Source organism: Corallococcus terminator (genome assembly GCF_049194865.1).
In the GTDB taxonomy this organism is placed as follows: domain Bacteria; phylum Myxococcota; class Myxococcia; order Myxococcales; family Myxococcaceae; genus Myxococcus; species Myxococcus terminator_A.
On the sequence record NZ_JBLZWL010000017.1, the window covers coordinates 77,932 to 95,606 of the forward strand.

Consider the following 17,675-nt stretch of genomic DNA (forward strand, 5'->3'; position numbering starts at 1 on the left):
CCTCTCCTGACTCTAACGTCCGGCCGGAAGCTCGAGCACCGTGAGGAGCCCTGCTTCCGCGGCCGTCAAGCGTGGCGCGGCATTCACCAGCGCATTCGCGGTGGCCCGGTCGCCTGCCACTCCCCCCGGGATTTCCAACACCAAACGAGGGTCCGCATCGATTTCAATGCGGTCCTTCGGGTCGTCAGCCCCTACGGCGATGGTCAGCTCCAGTCGTACCCTCTCCTGCCCGTCCTCCAACCCGACCACCGACTGGAACATGCCCGCCACCCGTCCCTTCTTCACGGCGAACGCGCCGCCCGAGATGTCCTCCTCGGCGAATACGGGGGCTACCTCTTCTTCGTAGTCATCACAATCCAACCCCAGGCCCAATGCCGCGAGTGCCGCCGACTCCACCAGCCCCACGTGGCCGAGCTGCTCACCATCCACCAACTCGAAGAACTCTTCCTCGGTCAGACCGGCGCCGACCTTGCGCTGCAGGGCCTCGCGGCGGGTGCGCGCGTCCACCACCCGGGTGACTGTCGCGCGCCGCACCGGGCCACACACCTGCCCCGCCGTGGCCACCAGTCTGTCCAGAACGAAACCCGGGTTGACGCCCGCGCCGACGATGGAGACCTCGGCGCGCTGCGCGGCGCGGTCCAGCTTGTCCGCCAGCTCCGGGTACTTCAGATAGGGAAAGGCCAGCTCCTCACAGGTGCTGGCAATCGGCAGGCCCAGCTTCAGCGCCGCCAGCAATTGGTCCATCACCTGCGGCAGCCGGGAGCCCGTCGCGTGCAGCAGCACTGCGCCCTTGCGGCGGCCCACTGCCTTCTCCAGCGAGTCCATCACCTTGACGCGCGGAGCGGGGCCTCCCAGCACGTCGCCCAACGGACGACCCACAAGGGAGGCGTGGGTATCCACGGCCCCAATCAATTCCACTTCCGGGCAGGACAGGGCAGCTCTGGCAATCTCCTGCCCGATGAATCCCAGCCCCATCACCACCACCGGCACCGGCCCTGCTGGGGCTCTAGCCATCGGAGATTGCTCCAGGATTCCAAGGGGTTAGCGTTGAAACGCAGCCTTGCCGCGCACCATAAATCACACCTTGGCGAGCAGGCAAGCATCACTTGGTTCTACCACTCTTGCCGCTAGCAAGAACCTCCAAGGATTTCCGGGGCTTGCATGCGCAAAACCTGCACAGGGCCCCTATTTGGGCGCAAGGCAAGGCGTGTATAACGAATGACAGGCCCGCGACCTCCCCGGAGATCCTCCAACATGGACCGCATCCTCGTGGTGGATGACGACGTGCTCATCCTCGCCGCGCTCTCCCGGATCCTCCAGACGGAAGGCTATGACGTCGTCACCTACAGCGACCCGGCCCTGGCCGCTCGCGAGGTGGGCTTCAGCGTCGTGCTGACGGACTTCATGATGCCGTACCTCAACGGCATCGAGCTGCTGGGCGTCCTCCGAGAGAAGAACCCGAAGGCCGTGCGGCTGATGCTGACGGCGGCGGCGGACTTCCGCACCGCGTCCGAGGCGGTGAACCGGGGCGAGGTGTTCCGGCTGCTCGGCAAGCCCTGGTCGCTCAGCGAGCTGACGAGCAGCGTGCGGCAGGCGGTGGAGCACTACCGACTGGTGGAGGCCAACGAGCGGCTGACGCGCGAGGTGGCGGACAAGAACGCGGAGCTGGTGGCCATCAACCAGGACCTGGAGCGTCGGGTGGTGGAGCGCACCACGGGCCTCTTGGACGGCCTCATCAGCGCGCTGGACTACCGCGACACGGAGACGCAGTGGCACTCGCGTCGCGTGGCGCTCTACTCGCGCAGGCTGGCGGAGGAAGTGGGCCTGGCCGGGGCCGCGCTGGACGTGGTGGAGCAGGGAGCGCTCTTGCACGACATCGGCAAGATTGGCGTGCGCGACTCCATCCTGCTCAAGCCCGGACCGCTGACGCCGGACGAATGGGTGGAGATGCGCAAGCACCCGGAGTTCGGCTACCGGATGATGGGCAAGATGCCGTACCTGCACGAGGCGGCGCTCATCGTCCTCCAGCACCAGGAGCGCTGGGACGGCAAGGGCTACCCGCAGCAGCTCGCCGCCGAGGACATCTGCATCGGCGCGCGCATCTTCAGTCTGGCCGACACGGTGGACGCCATTACGTCGGACCGGCCCTATCGCAAGGGTCGGCCCATGAGCGTGGCCCGGGACGAGATTCGTCGCTGCTCGGGCACGCAGTTCGACCCGAACCTCGCGGACGCCTTCCTGCGCATTCCAGAGACGGAGTGGCAGCGCATCCGCAACCAGGTGGAGGCGCTGGAGGAAGAGGAGAACCAGCGCTGGCGCAGCCACCCGCTCGGCCCCCAGGCGTCGCTGACGCGAGCCAGCGGCGCCTGACCTCACCTCACGGGGCCAGCGTCACCGCGCTGACCTCCCGGATGACGTCGCCTTCCAAGAGCGCGTCCACCACGTCCAGCCCTGACACCACCTCGCCAAAGGCCGTGTAGCGGCCGTCCAGGTGCGGCTGCGGCGCGTGCGTGAAGAAGAACTGGCTGCCTCCGGTGTCCTTCCCCGACAGCGCCATGCCGAGCACGCCGCGCAGATAGGGCCGGCGGGTCATCTCGCAGCGGATGGAGTGTCCCGGACCGCCCTCCCCGTCCCCGCGCGGGTCTCCGCCCTGCGCGACGAAGTCCGGCACCACGCGGTGGAAGGTGATGCCGTTGAAGTAGCCCTTGCGCGCCAGGGCGAACAGGTTGCCCGACGTGAGCGGCGCCTCGGCGGCGTCGAGCCGCACGGTGATGTCGCCCTTCTCCGTGCGCAGCACCAGCGCGGCATCCTTGGGCGCGGGCTCCGGACGGAAGGCGTACGGAGGAAGCTCCACGCGCTCGGAGCGCACGGGCTGGCCGGTGAGCTGGGTGAGGGCCTCGGCGGCCACGCGGCGCACGTTGGCGTGAGGCAGCGTCAACCACTGCTTCATGCGCGCCTCGGTGCCCGGAGTCTGGAGCGCGACGAGCGCGCCCGCCACGGGGTCCGCGAGGTCCGGCTCGGAGGGCACGCGGTCCGCCAGCGCCTCCAGGTCCGGGAACGCCCCGGGAGCCTTCAGCTTGCCCAGCGTCGCGGCGGCCGCGCCGGCCACCACCAGGTCCTCGCTTCGCAAGAGCGGAGCCACCGCCGTCGCCGCTCGGAGCACGGGGCGCTCGGCGAGGACCTCCATCGCCGTGAGCCGCACGCGCGCCGACGGGTGGCGCAGGTAGCCCACCGCGAAGTCAGCGGGCGTCTTCTTCGGAGAGAGCGCCACCTCGCGCAGGCCCAGGGCCAGGCGCCGCTCATCGGACACCCGGCCGAAGCCGCAGTTCAACGTGTCCGCCACCACGCCGCGCTGACGGTCCGACGCCGCCGCCAGCCGACAGTCGAGCCACCCCAGGTCCGCGCGCGCCACATCCGACGCCGCGCCCCGCTCCGCGTCCGCCAGCGCGAGCCGGAGCGACACGAGCAACGGCGCGCCGAACTCCGGCAGGCCCTGCTGCGCCAGCGCCATCAGCGGGTGGCCGTCCGCGGAGCGTGCCAGCGTCTCCACACGCGGCGCCGCGCCCGTGGGCATCGGCGTCTCCATCCCCCGCGCCACGCGCTTCGCTCGGGGCACCAGCGCCTCGAGGGCGTCCAGCGGCGCGCAAGGCCCACCACACGTGGCCGCGAGCTTCGCCAGCGAGCGCGCCGCCTCCGCCGCCACGCGAGGCACCGTGTCGTCCAGCATTCGTCCCAGGACCACCGCGTCCTCCGGCCCACCCACGTCACCGAAGGCCTTCACGCACAGGCCGCGCACGTCCGCGTCCTCGTCCGACAGACACGCGCGCAGCGTCGGCAGGCTCTCCGCGCGCTTCGCCGTGGCCAGGAGGTATGCGCCACCATACCGGGCCGCCACGGGCCGCCCCGCCGCCATCAGCGCCCGCGCGGAAGCCAGGGGCACGTCCTTCACCACCGCCGCACCACCGCGTCGCGCCGCCACGCCCAGCGCCAGCGCCGCCCGCCCCGCCGTCTCGACGTCCTCGCCCTGAAGCCGCTGGACGAGTCGCGCCAGCGTGTCCGCCGTCGCCAGCCGCCCCAGGGAGTCGAGCTGCGCGGCACGCACCGCCGCGTCGCGCTCCTCCGCCTCGGCCGCCAGCAAGGGCGTCGCCAGGCTCGCCCGCTCGGCCTCCGTGAGCGGCTCCCAGGAGAGCGCCAGCTCGCCCGCCGCGAAGGCCGCCTCGCCTCGGACCATGGCCTCCGAGTCCTTCAAGCCGGCGACGACCGCGTCCAGCGTGGCCACGTCCTGGATGCGAGCCAGCGCGCGCAGGGCCCGCGCCCGGACGCGAGGATCCGGCGCCCCGGTGACCAGCGCCACCAGTTGCCCCTCGCCGAGCGAGCGACGGTCCTCCCAGTCGCGGATTCGGGCCATCACCTCCGCGTCGGGCGGGTCCGCATCAGGGCCCGGCACGGCGCGGACACAACCGGAGACGAGGACGAGGAGGGCCAGACAGACGCTTGGGAGTCGGACGGGGCTCGGGCGGCTCATGCGCTGGGGCCTAGGCCAATTCCCCGCGAAAATCCAGGGGTTAGGCGGCGCGCCGTTTGACACGCGCGGCCCTGGGCTCCGAAGATGGGGGCTCGCATCTCTCAGCAGGAGCGCTGGTCCTGAACTGCCCTGGCTGCGGCTCGAAGGTAGCCGCCGACGCATCCATCTGTTCCGTCTGCGATTACATCATCGACAGCTCGTTCCTCTCCTCGGAGCCACCTGCTGACAACGATGAGGAATCCACGGGCGCGAGCCAAGATCCTCGTCCACCGCCCCCCAAGCCCGCGCCCGCCCGTCCGAGACCGGCGGGCAAGTCCGGCCTCAGGCCCGCCGTCGCGCCCAGCGCGGACGCCACCAACGTCAAGAGCGTGCAGGACATCGCCCGTGGCGCGCCTCAGCGAGCCAGCCGCCCCGCGCCCGCGACTCGCGCCGCGCCGAACACCGCCCCCAAGCGCGCCGCGCCCGCTCCCGCTCCCGTCGCTCCTGTACCGGAGCCCCGGGCGCGCAGGGAGCAGCGGGACGACGAGGAGAACGGCAACGCCATCGTCGACCCCGACGAGCTCATGCAGGACGCCAGGGAGCTGATGGGGGCGATGAGCGCCGGCGACAAGATTGCCTTCTATGGCGCGGGGCTGGTCGTCCTCTCGTGCTTCACCCCGTGGAAGGAGACAGCGGCGGACGGTGACGCCCTGGGACTGATGAGCACGGGCGTCGGTGCGTTCGTGCTCGCGGTGATGGTGATGGTGGCCATCGGCATCCGGGCGCGCAGCTCGTTCCCCAACCTCAATCCCGTGGTGCCGTGGATGGGGCAGCTGTTCACCACGTTCCTGTGCCTCATCTGGTGCATCGTGTTCATCAAGGTGTCCTCGGACACGACGCTGGTGCCCACGCCCATCGGCAACGCGGAGATGATGAACTCCTCGCCCAGCTTCGGCGTCTTCATCGGCCTGCTGGGCTCCGTGGCCGCGCTCATCGGCGCGTTCCTCGGACTCAAGACCAAGAACGACTGACGACACGGCGCGCGCGCCACGAAAGTGGTGCCGCGCGACTCGACGGCGGTCTACCGTTCCCCGCCACCATGTCCGACGCCACTCCCCTCGCCCGCCTCACCGCCGCGCTCGCCGGCACCGTCTTCGGCCAGCCTCGTGTGCTCGCCGACCTGGTGACCGCCTTCCTGGCGCGCGGCCACGTCCTGCTCGAAGGCGTGCCCGGCGTGGCGAAGACGCTCACCGCGCGCAGCATGGCCGGAGCCCTGGGGCTGCTCTTCACGCGCATCCAGTTCACCCCGGACCTGATGCCGGCGGACATCCTCGGCACCAACATCTTCCAGCCGCAGGACAACGCCTTCCGCCTGGTGAAGGGCCCCATCTTCACGGAGGTCCTCGTCGCCGACGAAATCAACCGCACCCCGCCCAAGGCCCAGGCCGCGCTGCTGGAGGCCATGGAGGAGCGCCAGGTCACCATCGACGGCGTCACCCACCCGCTGCCGCCGCACTTCTTCGTCGTCGCCACGCAGAACCCCCTGGAGCTGGAGGGCACCTATCCCCTGCCCGAGGCCCAGCTCGACCGCTTCCTGATGCGCATTCGCGTGGGCTATCCGGACTCCGACTCCGAGACGACCATGCTGCGAGCCTTCCACCAGCGCGAGGGACGGCCGCCCTCCGTGGACCGCGTGCTGGACGCGCCCACGCTCATGGAGCTGCAGGCCCGCGCGGCCCGCGTCACCTGCGACGACTCCATCCTCCAGTACGTCGTCGCCGTGGTGCGGGACACACGCGCCAACCCCCGCGTGCGCCTGGGCGCGAGCCCCCGCGCGGCGCAGGCGCTCCTGGCCGCGTCCAAGGCCCGCGCGGCGCTGATGGGCAATGACTTCGTCACCCCCGACGACGTGAAGGGCGCGGCGGGCAGCGTGCTCAATCACCGCCTGCTCCTCAAGGCCGAGGCCGAGGTGGAAGGCGTCACCGCGGACGACGTGCTGAAGCAGACGCTCGAGCGGGTCCGGGTCCCCCGGTGAGCGTGGGCCGTCCCGTCCCCACCGGCCTCGCCGTCGCGCTGCTCGCGGTGGGACTCCTCCCCGCCGCGCTGACGGTGGCCAGCCCCGCGTTCGGCTGGCTGGCGCTGGCCCTGGACGTGGCGGTGCTCGCGCTGTGCGCGGTGGACTTCCTCCGCGCGCCCCGAGTGGAGGACGTGAAGGTGTCACGCGAGGTGGAGCCCATCCTCTCCTCGGGCACCCGCAACGCCGTGCACCTGGGCTTCGAGCGACTGGACCCAGGCCCCGCGCCACTGCGCCTGGAGGTCCGCGACGAGCCGCCCCAGGTCGTCGCCAGCACCGGCCACCGTCAGGACCTCGTGCTGCCAGCCTTGAGCGGCGCGCCCCTCACGCACTCACGGCTGACGTACTTCGTCACCCCTCCGTCCCGAGGGGATGCGCGCTTCGGAGACCTCCACCTCCGGCTGCTCGGCCCGCTGGGACTCTGCGCCCGACAGGTGCGAGTGCCCGCGGCGCAGTCGGTGAAAATCTATCCGGACCTCACCGCGCTCTCGCGGGAGGCGCTCGCCCTGGCCCGCTCCTCGGATGCACCGTCGGAGCGGACGCTGCGCCGCCGCGCTGCCGAGGGACGCGAGTTCGAGTCCCTGCGCGAGTACCGCCCTGGCGACGACTACCGCCACATCGACTGGAAGGCCTCCGCGCGCCACGCCAACACCCTGGTGCGCACGTGGCAGCCCGAGCGGCACCAGCCCATGTTGCTGCTCCTGGACTGCGGGCGACACATGGCCGGCAAGGTCCAGGGCCGTCGCAAGCTGGACCACGCGGTGGACGCGGCGCTCCGCCTGGCGCGGGTGGGCCTGGACGCCGGTGACGTGGTGGGCGTCATGGCCTTCGCCAGCGACGTGCTCACCTTCCTGCCGCCCCGCAAGGGCCACGAGCACCTGCGCCTCATCACCGAGTCGCTCTACCGCGCCGAGGCAGCGCTGGAGGAGAGCGACTACGGCCGCGCCTACGACTTCGCCTTCGCCCGACAGACGCGACGCACCCTCGTCGTGCTCTTCACGGACCTGGTGGACCCGGAGGCCTCGGCGGGGCTCCTCACCCGCACGCTGGCCCTGCGGCCCCGGCACCTCCCCGTCGTCGCGTCGCTATTGGACGAGGACGTGCGCGACGCGGCCATCGACGTGCCCGTGGAAGCGCAGGACGCGTACTCGCGACAGGCCGCGACGAGGCTGGAGTCGGAGTTCCGTCGCACCGCCAGCACCCTGCGCGACGCGGGGGCCCTCGTCGTCCGCGCACCTGCTCAGGGGTTCGGTGCCGCCGCGCTCAACGTGTACCTGGACGTCAAGTCGCGCGGGCTGTTGTAGGCCTGGCGAAGATGTCCAGCGGAAAGTTCGCGCAACACTCATTTATGGAGTACGCGCGCGTCGCTCGCGAAGAAGCATGCCAATCGCGCGGAGGCCTAGAATTCGGCCTCGGAGACGACCCCCTTTACACCGGAGCCTCCGTCAACAAAATGGCGCGTCTCTCTCGCCCGCTGTGTCGGTGGGCGCCCCGAAACAGAGCGGATGGAGACAGTCTTGGCGGAGGTCGCAAGGGGATTGAGGTTGGAGGTCGAGGCGGATGCGGCGGCCATCGCCGCCCGAGGAGCGGAGGCCACGGAGCCACCACCTCGGACGCTGACCCCCTTCCACGAGCGCCTGCTGGCGGAAGAGTTGCTGGCACGCAGTGGTGATACGCAACAACGGTTGGCGGGAGCCCTGTCCGAAGCGAAGGTCGACCTCAACCCGCATCAAGTCGAAGGCGCCATGTTCGCGCTCGACTCGCTGTCGCGCGGCGGCTGCATGCTGGGCGACGAGGTGGGCCTGGGGAAGACCATCGAAGCCGGGCTCGTCATCGCCCAGCTCATGGCCGAGGGGAAGACGCGCATCCTCATCCTCGCGCCGGCCACGCTGCGCGCGCAGTGGAACAGCGAGCTGCGGGAGAAGTTCGACCTGGACAGCGTGATGGTGGACGGCCGCACCGTGCGCGCCACCGGCAACTGCTTCGACCAGCCCTTCCCCGTCATCTGCTCGCACCCCTTCGCGGCCAACAAGGCGCACCTGACGTCGGAAATCCCGTGGGACCTGGTCGTCATCGACGAAGCCCACCGCCTGCGCAACGCGCACCGGCCCAACAACAAGATGGGCCAGGCGCTCAAGGCGTCCCTGGGCGGCAAGCCCAAGCTGCTGCTCACCGCCACTCCGCTCCAGAACGACTTGATGGAGCTGTTCGGGCTGATGTCGCTCCTGGACGAGCAGATCCTGGGCCCCGAGCACGCCTTCCGCAGCCGCTACCGCGTGGACGAGGGCGGTGGCATGTCCGAGGCCGCCGCGGGCGAGCTGAAGGAGCGACTGGCGCCCGTGGTGCAACGCACGCTGCGGCGTCAGGTGCGCGAGTACGTGCGCTACACCAACCGCCGCTCCATCGTGGAGGACTTCACGCCCTCGCCCGAGGAGCATGACCTCTACGAGAAGGTCAGCGAGTACCTCCAGCGCTCGGAGGCCGCGGCGATTGAGCCCGGCAAGAAGACGCTGCTGACGCTGTGCTACCGCAAGCTCCTGGCGTCCTCCACGTACGCCATCGCCCCGACGCTGCGGCGGCTGTCGGACAACCTGGAGAAGCGACTGGCGGCGGCGAAGCTGGGCCAGCAGGCGCTCGCGATGTTCGAGCCCGAGGAGGCCAAGCAGTTCGTCGAGGAGGGCGAGGAGTGGTCCGACGACCCGGCCAAGGCGCCCAACGTGCGCGCCCTGGAGCAGGAGGTCTGGGAGCTGCGGCAGTACGCCGACCTGGCGGACTCCATCAAGGTCAACGCCAAGGGAGAGGCCCTCAAGCGGGGCCTGGACCGGACCTTCACCGTCATGCGCGCGCACGGCTGGCCGGAGAAGGCGCTCATCTTCACCGAGTCCAAGCGCACGCAGCAGTACCTCTTCAACCTCCTGTCGGAGCACGGGTACCGGGGAAAGATTTCGCTGCTGTCGGGAGACGCGGGCACGCCCGAGGACCGGCGCGCGCTGGTGGACGACTTCCGCAACAAGACGCAGATCCTCATCTGCACCGAGGCCGGCGCCGAGGGCCTCAACCTCCAGTTCTGCAACCTGGTGGTGAACTACGATTTGCCCTGGAACCCGCAGCGCGTGGAGCAGCGCATCGGCCGCTGCCACCGGTATGGCCAGCAGCGCGACGTGCTGGTCATCAACTTCCTCAACCGGATGAACGCGGCGGACGCGCGCCTGTTCGAGCTGCTGGAGAAGAAGCTCAACCTCTTCGACGGCGTCTTCGGCGCGTCGGATGAAATCCTGGGCGCGCTGGAGAGCGGCGTGGACTTCGAGCGCCGCATCCTCGACATCTACCAGGGCTGCCGCAAGGTGGAGGACATCAACGCGGCGTTCGACAAGCTGCGCTCGGAGATGGAGGGGCGCATCAGCCAGCGCATGACGGAGATGCGCTCGGTGGTGCTGGAGCGCTTCGACGGAGATGTCCGCCGCCGCCTGCGGGGCCAGAGTGAGCAGACGAAGGAAGCCCTCGCGAAGCGACAGCAGGAAGCGCGCGCGCTCACCAGCTCCGTGCTCGGAAGCCGCACCTCCGGCCGGCTGGAGATCGCCAAGGCCGCCTACGCCGTCAAGGAGCGCAAGCAGGACGCCGTCAGCTACCTCCAGCTCGACGCCGCGGGCCTGCCCTCACGACTGGCGCGACTGGCTGGCAGCGAGGGCTGGTGGTTCGCCTACAAGTTCGAGACGACGGGCCTGAAGCCGGAGGAGAAGCTCGTCCACCTGGTGCTGGTGAAGGACCGCGAGGGCAACTTCCGCGCCCTGCCCCTCCAGGACGGCGCGCACTTCGTGAAGCTGGTCGCGAAGGAAGAGAAGCGCCGGCAGCCCGCGCCCGTGTCCGTGCAGCTCATGCAGGAGCAGTCGCTGGTGACGGCGAAGGACGAAATCGTCCGCGCCGCCGAGCGCCGCAATGCCCTGGAGCTGGACAAGGCGAAGGAGCGCGCGGACCGCTACGTCGAGGACTGCCTGATGGAGTCCCGCGAGGCCGTCGAGGCGGCCCGGCAGCAGTGGATCGACGCGCGCAAGCAGGTGTCGTCCGTGGAAGACATCGCGGAGCGCGCGAAGGCGCGGGCGAACTCGGACCGGATGGAGCGCGAGTACCGCCGCAAGCTGTCCTCGCTGCGCAACGAGGAGGAGAAGCGCTACGCCGCCAAGGACCGGCAGCTCGCGGAGCTCGCCAACAAGGCGAAGGTGAACGAGAAGCGCTCGCTCATCGCCTCCGCCTACTTCTGGCTGTCCTGAGGCGGTAGCGGCTTGAGCCGCACCCACGTCGCGCCCCAGCCTCCATCGAACTCGGAGGCGGGGCGGAACGACTCCACCTCCTCCAGCTTCGGCAGCAGGGCCTGTACCGTGCGGCGCAGCGCGCCCGTGCCCTTGCCGTGGATGACGCGCACGTCGAGCAACCCCTTCTGGCGACAGGCCCAGAGGTACTCGATGACGAGCGGCTTCACTTCGCGAGGCTGGAAAAAATGCAGGTCGAGGGTGCCATCGATGGGCACCTCGAAGACTTCGTCGTCAGCGGGCGGGGGCTCCGGCCCCTCCGGTGGGAGCGAAGGCTCGCCTGCTGGGAGAGGGGGTAGGCGTCGCGGGCTCATTCGTCGATTCCCCCGACTCGCGCTTCTGGCGCTCTGACTCCAGACGCCGTCGCTCCCGGGCCTGCCGGAACTGCTCCGACACCGAGTCGAGCTCCTGCTTCAGCGCGGAGAAGTGTTGGCCCACATTGTCCGCCGCCGCCATGTCGCGCTCGTCCGCACGCTTCTCGCGCGCGCCCGCGCCTCCGGCTGTCGTCATTTGAACCAGCAGTGCGGCGATGAGGACGGACTTCATGCCCCATCAAGTAAGCAAGTGTTGTGCACGCGCGCAAGGGGCGTTCATGACGCAACGCTCCGTTGCTCCCCCTCCGTCGCTCTGCTCGTGACGATACGTTCCGCCAGTTTGATGGCGGACAGAGGCGCGCTGCCCTCGGCTTTGTTGTTGATGGTGACGAAGACGGGGCGCTCGCGGCGCAGGGCGGCCAGACACGCGCGGGCCAGCAAATCGCGGGTGGGCACGTCCTCGTCCACCAGCTGGTTGAAGGGCGCGTAGCGAGCCCGAGCCTCCTCGTAGCCCAGGTTCGGCGGCAGCATCCACCGCACCACCAGGGCCCGTGCATCCAGCGCCCGCGTGCGCTTCGCCTGAATCCCCAGGGAAGGCATGTGGGCCCACACCGCGAGCACCGGACAGGCGCCCACGTCCGCCAGCGCCTGCGCGAAGCCCTCCGTCAGCAGCTCCTCGTTGCGCACCTCCACCGCGTACAGCGGGCCCTTGGGGAGCGCGGAGAGGAACGCGTGCAGCCGCTCCACGAAGCGCGCGGGGCCGCCCAATACTTGAGGGTCCTGCGGAGGGAACTGGAAGACGAGCGGACCACCCTTGTCACCCAGGCCTTCGACGAAGGGGCGCACCACGTGCTCCTCCGCGTAGGCCGCGTTCAGGAAGCGCTCGTTGAGCTGTCCCCGGTGCGCGCCGTAGCGCTCGTGCACGGGGAAGCGCGCCAGGGTGCAGGCTTCATGTGCCTTCACCAGGAAGCGGAAATCCGCGGGGACCTGCTCGGCGTAATCAGCGAAGGCCTCCGCGTTGATGGGGCCATAGAACGTCCGGTCGATGCCGACGGTGCGCAGCACGGGGTGACGCGAGTACGCGGACAGGCCCTCGCGCGCGAGCTGCGACGCGGCGGCCTCGTGGTCATAGACGAGGCCGGACCAGCCAGGGAACGTCCACGACGAGGTGCCCAGGTAGACGCCCGTCGGCAGCTCTCGTCCCAGATGGGCGAGGGGCTCCGGCACCGGCGCGGGGGCTACCGGCTGGGTCCTGCTCCGGCTCCGCGTGGGCGGCTCGACGGGCGCACCCGTGAACAGGTCGAGCTGGGAGGATCCGCGCTGCTGGGCCATCGGGCATCTCCTGCGTCCTGCGGACACCGGAACGCGGTGCCGCGCGTCCGGCAGGGATAACGCCGGGCGCCACATGATTCAGGAGGTTGCCTCAGAACCCGGGGACTACCCAAGAGGGATGTATGACCTACAGGCAGCCGAGCTCCATCGCCCGGAGCACCGCTCGAGTCCTGTCCCGGACACCGAGCTTCGACAGGATGCTGGAGGTCTGGTTCTTCACCGTGCCCTCCGCCGTCCCGAGCGCCTGGGCAATCTCCCGGTTGCTCAAGCCCCGGGCGATGAGCCGCAGCACCTCGACCTCCCGCCGCGTGAGGCCCTCGGGCAGCTCCGCGGCCGGAAAGTCCCGGGACAGCTCCAGGAGTCCCCGGGCCACGCGCTCGGCGACACCGGGAGGCAGCAACGTCTCTCCCGCGTGGACGCGGCGGATGGCGTCGGCCAACTCGTCCAGCGACACGTCCTTGAGGAGGAAGCCCTGCACACCCGCGCGCAACGCCTCGACGATGGCGGCGTCCTCGTCGAAGGTGGTGAGCAGCACCACGCGCCGATGCACGGGCCCGCGACGCAGCTCCCGCAGCGCCTCCAGGCCCGTCATGCGAGGCATGCGCACGTCCATCAGGACGACATCGGGATTGAGCTCCGCCACCTTGAGCAGCGCGTCCTCGCCATCCACGGCCTCGCCCACCACGCGCAGGTCAAGCGTGAGGTCCAACAGGCCGCGCAGCCCCTGCCGCACCAGCGCATGGTCATCCACCAGGACGAGTCGAATCACGCGTCGGCCCTCCGCTCGGCCGGCAGCCACGCCTCCAGCTCCCAGCCCTTCCCTTCCTCCGCGCGCCACTCCACGCCGCCTCCCAGTCGAGTGAAGCGCTCTCGCATGCCCGTGAGGCCCGCGCCGGGCGTCGGCGACCGCGAGCCGCGACCGTCGTCCCGAGTCGTGACGCGCACACCGCCTTCGTGCGTCGGGACGATGCGAACCCAGAGCTGCGTGGCCTGGGCGTGGCGCAGCGTGTTCGTGAGGACCTCCTGGACACAGCGGATGAGCGAATGCGTCGCCTCGGTCGAATCGAGGGCCAGTGTCTCGGGAACCTCGAGGTGGACCTCGAGCCCGGGCACATCGTGTGCGAGCCGACGCAGCGTGGACAGCAGCGGTGTGGGGGTGTCACGCAGCGCGGACACCGTCTCGCGCACCTCGGACAGCAGCATGCGGGCGGCCTCGCGTGCGCGGCGCAGGTGCTCGGCGGAGGGCGTGTCCTTCGCGGTGTGCGCGGCGGCCTCCAGGTTGAGGGACAGCGCGGTGAGGTGGTGGCCCAGGGAGTCGTGCAGCTCGCGGGCGATGCGCAGCCGCTCCCCTTCCCGTTCGCTGGCGGCGAGCAGCACCTGGGTGGACTGAAGCTCCGCGTGGAGTCGCGCCAGCTCGCCGCGCGCTTCGGCCTCGCGAACCATGACGACGGCCGAGCCCAGCGTGAACCCCTGGAAGCCGATGTAGATGAGCGCCTGGAGCAGCGCGCGCGACAGCGGGTAGATGGAGACGAAGACCAGCAGCATGGCCACCGACTGCGCGAGGACCCAGAGCATCGCGCGTCGCTGGGGCAGCAGCTCGGGTGCCTGGGCCGCGATGATGGCGAGCAACGCCCCGTCCACGCCCGTGCGGCTGGTGGCGACGATGACGAGGGCGCTGACGGACTGAATCCCCATCATCACAATCCCGTCCCGGGTCACCGCCTCCGAGCGAGCGTTGCGCCAGTAGGCCAGTCCGAACGCGAGGAAGGCCACCCACCACACCAGCTCTCGCGGAGTGGAGAGCAGCGAGGGCTCTCGAAGCACGTCCTCCACATGGGGAGAGCCGACGACAGCCCACGTGAGCAGCCCCGCCATGCGCAGCAGTCTTCGGATGGAGGCGGGCTTCCGCGCGGCGTGCTTCAAGACCATGGAGGCGGAGCATAGGACCTGCCTCGGGGGCGGGACATATGCCGGAAGTCACAGCGCCCCTGTGTGACTTCCAGCCGATGTGGGCCGTGGAGCGCTTGCGTACCTTGGCCTTCGACTCGCAGCACGTCGGAGGCATGCATGTCTTTCTATTATCTCGCTCGCGCGATTCACATCATGGCGGGCGTCGTCGGCTTCACCGCGCTGTGGTTGCCCTTGGCGGCGCGAAAGGGAGGCTCGCTCCACCGGCGCGTGGGCTGGGTCTACGTGGGCGCGATGGGCGTTGTCGCGGTCACCGGGTTGATCATCTCCAGTTGGAGATTCCTGCAAGGCCCCGAAAATCAATCCCACGCGCTGTTCTTCATCCTCCTGAGCGTGATGAGTGGAACCTCCGCGTCCATGGGCGTGCGTGTGCTGCGCACGAAGTCGCGCACGACGGCACACCGTCACCCCTTCGACCTGGGCCTCTCCGCGCTGACCCTGGGCCTGGGCCTGTTCACCGTGGCCTGGGGCATCGTGAAGGGCGTGCCACTCCTCTGGGGCTTCGCGCCCGTGGGAATCCTCACGGGGGCCTCGTCGCTGCGGTACTGGCTCCGCCCTCCCCAGGAGCGGATGCACTGGTGGTTCCAGCACATGGGCGCCATGGTGGGCTCGGGCATCGCGACGTTGACGGCCGTTCTGGTCGTCAATGCGAGCCACCTGGGCATCGAGGGAATGCAGCTCGCCGTGTTCCTCGGCCCCACGCTGGTGGGCGTTCCGGGACTCAAGCGGTGGGAGCGCTACTACCAGAAGAAGTTCGCGCCCAAGGCCAGGAGCCCTCGTCCAGAGCGCACGTCAGCGCCCGTTTCTGGAGAGGGCTCGCGCGTGGCTACACCTTGATGCGGATGGCGGCGGGCTGGAGCGTGAACGTGGCAGGGAGTCGGCCCGGCGTCTCTCCGTCGACGTCCAGGTAGACCTCCTGGCCATCCACGGACTCCGCATGAACCTTCTGGCAGCGCAGGCGACGCGTGCCCTTCCAGGTGACGTGCGAGCCGTTGTAGACGCCCTTGGACTTGAGGAGGAAGTCGCTCAGGCCGTAGCCGGACCAGATGGTGATGTCGAACACGCCATCGTGGGTGATGGCCTCGGGGGCGACGAACATGCCGCTGCCGAAGTAGCGACCATTGGCCACGGCGACGGCGGTGACATCGAGCGTCTCGGCGGGCCCGTCATCCGTGGACAACCGCACCTTGCGCTCGGTGTACTTCACCAGGCCCTTGAGCGTGCCCCAGACGAAGCTGAAGTTGCCGCCGAGCGCCTTGCTGCCGCTGTTCACCTCGCGGGCCACCACCGCGCTCACGCCGAACGAGGCGATGTTGGCGAAGTAGCGCGTGGCGGGGTTGCCATCGTTGTCGATGAAGTCGAGCCGGCCCACGTCAAAGGGCTCGGTCGTGTCCGTCCGGAGCCGCTCGAGGGAGGACTCCAGGTCCAGGCCCCAGCCGAAGGTGCGGCGGAAGTCGCCACCGGTACCGCGCGGGATGAGGCCGAGGGCGGCGTTCGGGTTGATGGCCTTGCCGTCACGGAAGAAGCCGTTGGTGACTTCGTTGAGCGTGCCGTCACCGCCTACCGCGACGATGCACTCGTAGCCCTGGTCAATCGCCTCGCGGGCGATGCGCGCGGCATCCATCCCGCCCTGGGTGAAGCCGTGCCCGAACTCACCGAGCACCTTGCCCACCTGCGCGGCAATCTCGACCCAGCGCTTTCCGGTCTGGCCATTGGCGCTGCGCGGATTGACCACGAGGAACGTCTTCATCGGCACCTACCCCTCCCTGTAACGCCCCTGTTTACGCGGTTGTGGCGCGGTACTCCACTTCGCGACGCACCCCCAGGGTCGTCCAGGTCTCCCGCCACCCGGCACACCGCTGACGCACCGCACGGTGAGCCCCGGTTCCAGAGGGCCCGCCGAGCCGAGGGCAGGTGCCCTCCGGGGCTGTGTGCCGGGCCGAGTGAGGTGCCCCCTACACGTGCAGCGTGCCGTCGAGGACCGTCACCGCCACTCCGCCGATGCGAGCCTGCTCGGGCTGTCCGGCGCGGCCGGTGACCTCCACCTCGATGCGCCCAGGCTTGCCCATGGCATCGCCCTGTTCGATGCGAGCGCGCACCGTGCCGCCCTCGGCGGGCAGTGGCAGCACACCATGCATCGCCAGGTACATGCCGAGCGGCCCCGCCGCCGAGCCCGTGGCGGGGTCCTCCGCCACACCCATGCCAGGGACGAAGTATCGCGAGTGCGCCACGCTGCCCACCTCTCGCGTCTCTCGAGTGAAGACATAGACACCGCTCACGCCATGGGGGCGCAGCAGTTCGGCCAACGAGTTCGAGCGCGGGGCCAGCTCCCACACGTCTTCCCTCCGACGGAACGGCACCACCACCCGGTGCGCGTTGCGCCGCACGGGCAGCGAGCCATCCACCATGTCCACCGTTCCGCCGACGAGCGCGAGCACCTGCTCCAGCGGCACCGGCGTCTCCAGCCACGGATGCCGAGGCGTGACAATCCACGCCCGGCTCCGACGCGCGTCCACCGCCTCCAGCTCCACGTCGAGCACGCCCGCCGCGCACTCCAGTTTGAGCGAACCAGCGCGAGGCACGAGCCCGCGCTCGGCCAACAAGTGGAACGTCGCCACCGTGGCGTGCCCGCAGAAATCAATCTCGTCCGTGGGAGTGAAGTAGCGCAGCCGCACACCTTGCGCCGTGGGGCCCGAGATGACGAACGCCGTCTCCGATGCGCCCACCGCGGCCGCGATGCGCTGCATGGCCTCCACCCCGAGTCCCGCCGCGTCCAGCACCACACCCGCGCGATTTCCAGCCCCCGCGGTCTGCGTGAAAGCGTCGACGATGGTCACCTGCATGGCGTGCGTCTCCCATCCACGGCCACGGGCCCTGGCCCGCACCGTCCTTCGAGTGTACCGACACAATCCAGCCCAAAAATCTCCACAATCGATACATTGCGCGAACAAGCCCGGCAACTGTATGCATTGTCACCATGACAATCTGGACGCCCAACCTGCGAGGCCGAGAGGGGCCGCTGTACCGGATCCTCGCGGATGCGCTCGGCGCGGACATCGAGGAGGGCCGCCTCGCCGCCGGAGCCCGCCTGCCCACGCACCGGGAGCTGGCGGAGAAGGTGGGCGTCACCGTGGGCACCGTCACACGTGCCTACGCGGAGGCAGAGCGCCGAGGCC

Annotated in this window: 16 protein-coding genes; 7 read left to right on the forward strand and 9 right to left on the reverse strand. The window is 69.9% G+C overall.

Annotation, left to right across the window (positions count from 1 at the left end; translation table 11 throughout):
- Positions 1 to 12: 12 nt before the first annotated feature.
- Positions 13 to 1,014 carry an NAD(P)H-dependent amine dehydrogenase family protein gene (locus tag ACN469_RS08990; RefSeq protein WP_498766152.1) on the reverse strand — a complete coding sequence of 334 codons (1,002 nt, stop codon included), beginning with the start codon at positions 1,012 to 1,014 and terminating at the stop codon, positions 13 to 15.
- Between the two features lie 240 nt (positions 1,015 to 1,254).
- On the opposite strand from ACN469_RS08990, the gene ACN469_RS08995 reads away from it, so the two are divergent.
- Positions 1,255 to 2,370, forward strand: coding sequence for an HD domain-containing phosphohydrolase (locus tag ACN469_RS08995; RefSeq protein WP_498766154.1), 1,116 nt, complete (start codon positions 1,255 to 1,257; stop codon positions 2,368 to 2,370).
- Between the two features lie 7 nt (positions 2,371 to 2,377).
- On the opposite strand, the gene ACN469_RS09000 is transcribed toward ACN469_RS08995, so the two are convergent.
- A complete protein-coding gene (locus ACN469_RS09000) occupies positions 2,378 to 4,525 on the reverse strand; it encodes a peptidylprolyl isomerase (protein WP_498766156.1) in 2,148 nt (715 codons plus the stop codon).
- 56 nt (positions 4,526 to 4,581) lie between these two features.
- Here ACN469_RS09000 and ACN469_RS09005 point away from each other — a divergent pair, with 56 nt between their 5' ends.
- The 4 genes from ACN469_RS09005 to ACN469_RS09020 all read left to right on the forward strand — a co-directional run bounded on the left by ACN469_RS09005 (position 4,582) and on the right by ACN469_RS09020 (position 10,846).
- On the forward strand, positions 4,582 to 5,535 hold the full coding sequence (locus ACN469_RS09005) for a hypothetical protein (protein WP_498766158.1): 954 nt from the start codon (positions 4,582 to 4,584) through the stop codon (positions 5,533 to 5,535).
- Between the two features lie 68 nt (positions 5,536 to 5,603).
- Positions 5,604 to 6,539 (forward strand): AAA family ATPase, encoded by a 936-nt coding sequence (locus ACN469_RS09010; RefSeq protein WP_498766160.1) that lies wholly within the window; start codon positions 5,604 to 5,606, stop codon positions 6,537 to 6,539.
- Positions 6,536 to 7,882 carry a DUF58 domain-containing protein gene (locus tag ACN469_RS09015; RefSeq protein ID WP_498766162.1) on the forward strand — a complete coding sequence of 449 codons (1,347 nt, stop codon included), beginning with the start codon at positions 6,536 to 6,538 and terminating at the stop codon, positions 7,880 to 7,882. Before ACN469_RS09010 ends, ACN469_RS09015 begins: the two co-directional genes overlap by 4 nt.
- Before the next feature lie 201 nt (positions 7,883 to 8,083).
- On the forward strand, positions 8,084 to 10,846 hold the full coding sequence (locus ACN469_RS09020) for an SNF2-related protein (RefSeq protein WP_498766164.1): 2,763 nt from the start codon (positions 8,084 to 8,086) through the stop codon (positions 10,844 to 10,846).
- Here ACN469_RS09020 and ACN469_RS09025 read toward each other — a convergent pair.
- The 5 genes from ACN469_RS09025 to ACN469_RS09045 form a co-directional block, all read right to left on the reverse strand.
- Positions 10,828 to 11,199, reverse strand: coding sequence for a Smr/MutS family protein (locus ACN469_RS09025; RefSeq protein ID WP_498766166.1), 372 nt, complete (start codon positions 11,197 to 11,199; stop codon positions 10,828 to 10,830). The two genes, ACN469_RS09020 and ACN469_RS09025, sit on opposite strands and share 19 nt — an antisense overlap.
- Positions 11,120 to 11,431, reverse strand: coding sequence for a hypothetical protein (locus ACN469_RS09030; protein WP_498766168.1), 312 nt, complete (start codon positions 11,429 to 11,431; stop codon positions 11,120 to 11,122). Before ACN469_RS09030 ends, ACN469_RS09025 begins: the two co-directional genes overlap by 80 nt.
- Before the next feature lie 44 nt (positions 11,432 to 11,475).
- Positions 11,476 to 12,531 (reverse strand): DUF72 domain-containing protein, encoded by a 1,056-nt coding sequence (locus ACN469_RS09035; protein ID WP_498766170.1) that lies wholly within the window; start codon positions 12,529 to 12,531, stop codon positions 11,476 to 11,478.
- Positions 12,532 to 12,658: 127 nt separating this feature from the next.
- The gene (locus ACN469_RS09040) at positions 12,659 to 13,300 is read right to left on the reverse strand and encodes a response regulator (RefSeq protein ID WP_498766172.1); all 642 of its coding nucleotides are present in this window, start codon (positions 13,298 to 13,300) and stop codon (positions 12,659 to 12,661) included.
- Positions 13,297 to 14,460 (reverse strand): sensor histidine kinase, encoded by a 1,164-nt coding sequence (locus ACN469_RS09045; protein ID WP_498766174.1) that lies wholly within the window; start codon positions 14,458 to 14,460, stop codon positions 13,297 to 13,299. The genes ACN469_RS09040 and ACN469_RS09045 overlap by 4 nt, the downstream gene beginning before the upstream one ends.
- A 138-nt stretch (positions 14,461 to 14,598) precedes the next feature.
- Here ACN469_RS09045 and ACN469_RS09050 point away from each other — a divergent pair, with 138 nt between their 5' ends.
- The gene (locus tag ACN469_RS09050) at positions 14,599 to 15,336 is read left to right on the forward strand and encodes a DUF2306 domain-containing protein (protein ID WP_498766176.1); all 738 of its coding nucleotides are present in this window, start codon (positions 14,599 to 14,601) and stop codon (positions 15,334 to 15,336) included.
- Here the strand turns inward: ACN469_RS09050 and ACN469_RS09055 are convergent.
- Both ACN469_RS09055 and ACN469_RS09060 read right to left on the reverse strand, forming a co-directional pair.
- On the reverse strand, positions 15,326 to 16,249 hold the full coding sequence (locus ACN469_RS09055) for a diacylglycerol/lipid kinase family protein (RefSeq protein WP_498766178.1): 924 nt from the start codon (positions 16,247 to 16,249) through the stop codon (positions 15,326 to 15,328). The two genes, ACN469_RS09050 and ACN469_RS09055, sit on opposite strands and share 11 nt — an antisense overlap.
- A 205-nt stretch (positions 16,250 to 16,454) precedes the next feature.
- Entirely contained in the window at positions 16,455 to 17,342 is an 888-nt protein-coding gene (locus ACN469_RS09060; RefSeq protein ID WP_498766180.1) for a PhzF family phenazine biosynthesis protein, read from the reverse strand.
- 134 nt (positions 17,343 to 17,476) lie between these two features.
- On the opposite strand from ACN469_RS09060, the gene ACN469_RS09065 reads away from it, so the two are divergent.
- A partial coding sequence (locus tag ACN469_RS09065; RefSeq protein WP_498766182.1) for a GntR family transcriptional regulator occupies positions 17,477 to 17,675 on the forward strand: 199 nt, incomplete at its 3' end.

What these genes read in the sequence shown, in the direction of transcription:
- ACN469_RS09000 (WP_498766156.1), bottom strand. Translation starts at nt 4,525, where the DNA reads ATGAGCCGCCCGAGCCCCGTCCGACTCCCAAGCGTCTGTCTGGCCCTC.
- ACN469_RS08995 (WP_498766154.1), top strand. Translation starts at nt 1,255, where the DNA reads ATGGACCGCATCCTCGTGGTGGATGACGACGTGCTCATCCTCGCCGCG.
- ACN469_RS09035 (WP_498766170.1), bottom strand. Translation starts at nt 12,531, where the DNA reads ATGGCCCAGCAGCGCGGATCCTCCCAGCTCGACCTGTTCACGGGTGCG.
- ACN469_RS09025 (WP_498766166.1), bottom strand. Translation starts at nt 11,199, where the DNA reads ATGAGCCCGCGACGCCTACCCCCTCTCCCAGCAGGCGAGCCTTCGCTC.
- ACN469_RS09020 (WP_498766164.1), top strand. Translation starts at nt 8,084, where the DNA reads ATGGAGACAGTCTTGGCGGAGGTCGCAAGGGGATTGAGGTTGGAGGTC.
- ACN469_RS09010 (WP_498766160.1), top strand. Translation starts at nt 5,604, where the DNA reads ATGTCCGACGCCACTCCCCTCGCCCGCCTCACCGCCGCGCTCGCCGGC.
- ACN469_RS09055 (WP_498766178.1), bottom strand. Translation starts at nt 16,249, where the DNA reads ATGAAGACGTTCCTCGTGGTCAATCCGCGCAGCGCCAATGGCCAGACC.
- ACN469_RS09050 (WP_498766176.1), top strand. Translation starts at nt 14,599, where the DNA reads ATGTCTTTCTATTATCTCGCTCGCGCGATTCACATCATGGCGGGCGTC.
- ACN469_RS09045 (WP_498766174.1), bottom strand. Translation starts at nt 14,460, where the DNA reads ATGGTCTTGAAGCACGCCGCGCGGAAGCCCGCCTCCATCCGAAGACTG.
- ACN469_RS09030 (WP_498766168.1), bottom strand. Translation starts at nt 11,431, where the DNA reads ATGAAGTCCGTCCTCATCGCCGCACTGCTGGTTCAAATGACGACAGCC.
- ACN469_RS09060 (WP_498766180.1), bottom strand. Translation starts at nt 17,342, where the DNA reads ATGCAGGTGACCATCGTCGACGCTTTCACGCAGACCGCGGGGGCTGGA.
- ACN469_RS08990 (WP_498766152.1), bottom strand. Translation starts at nt 1,014, where the DNA reads ATGGCTAGAGCCCCAGCAGGGCCGGTGCCGGTGGTGGTGATGGGGCTG.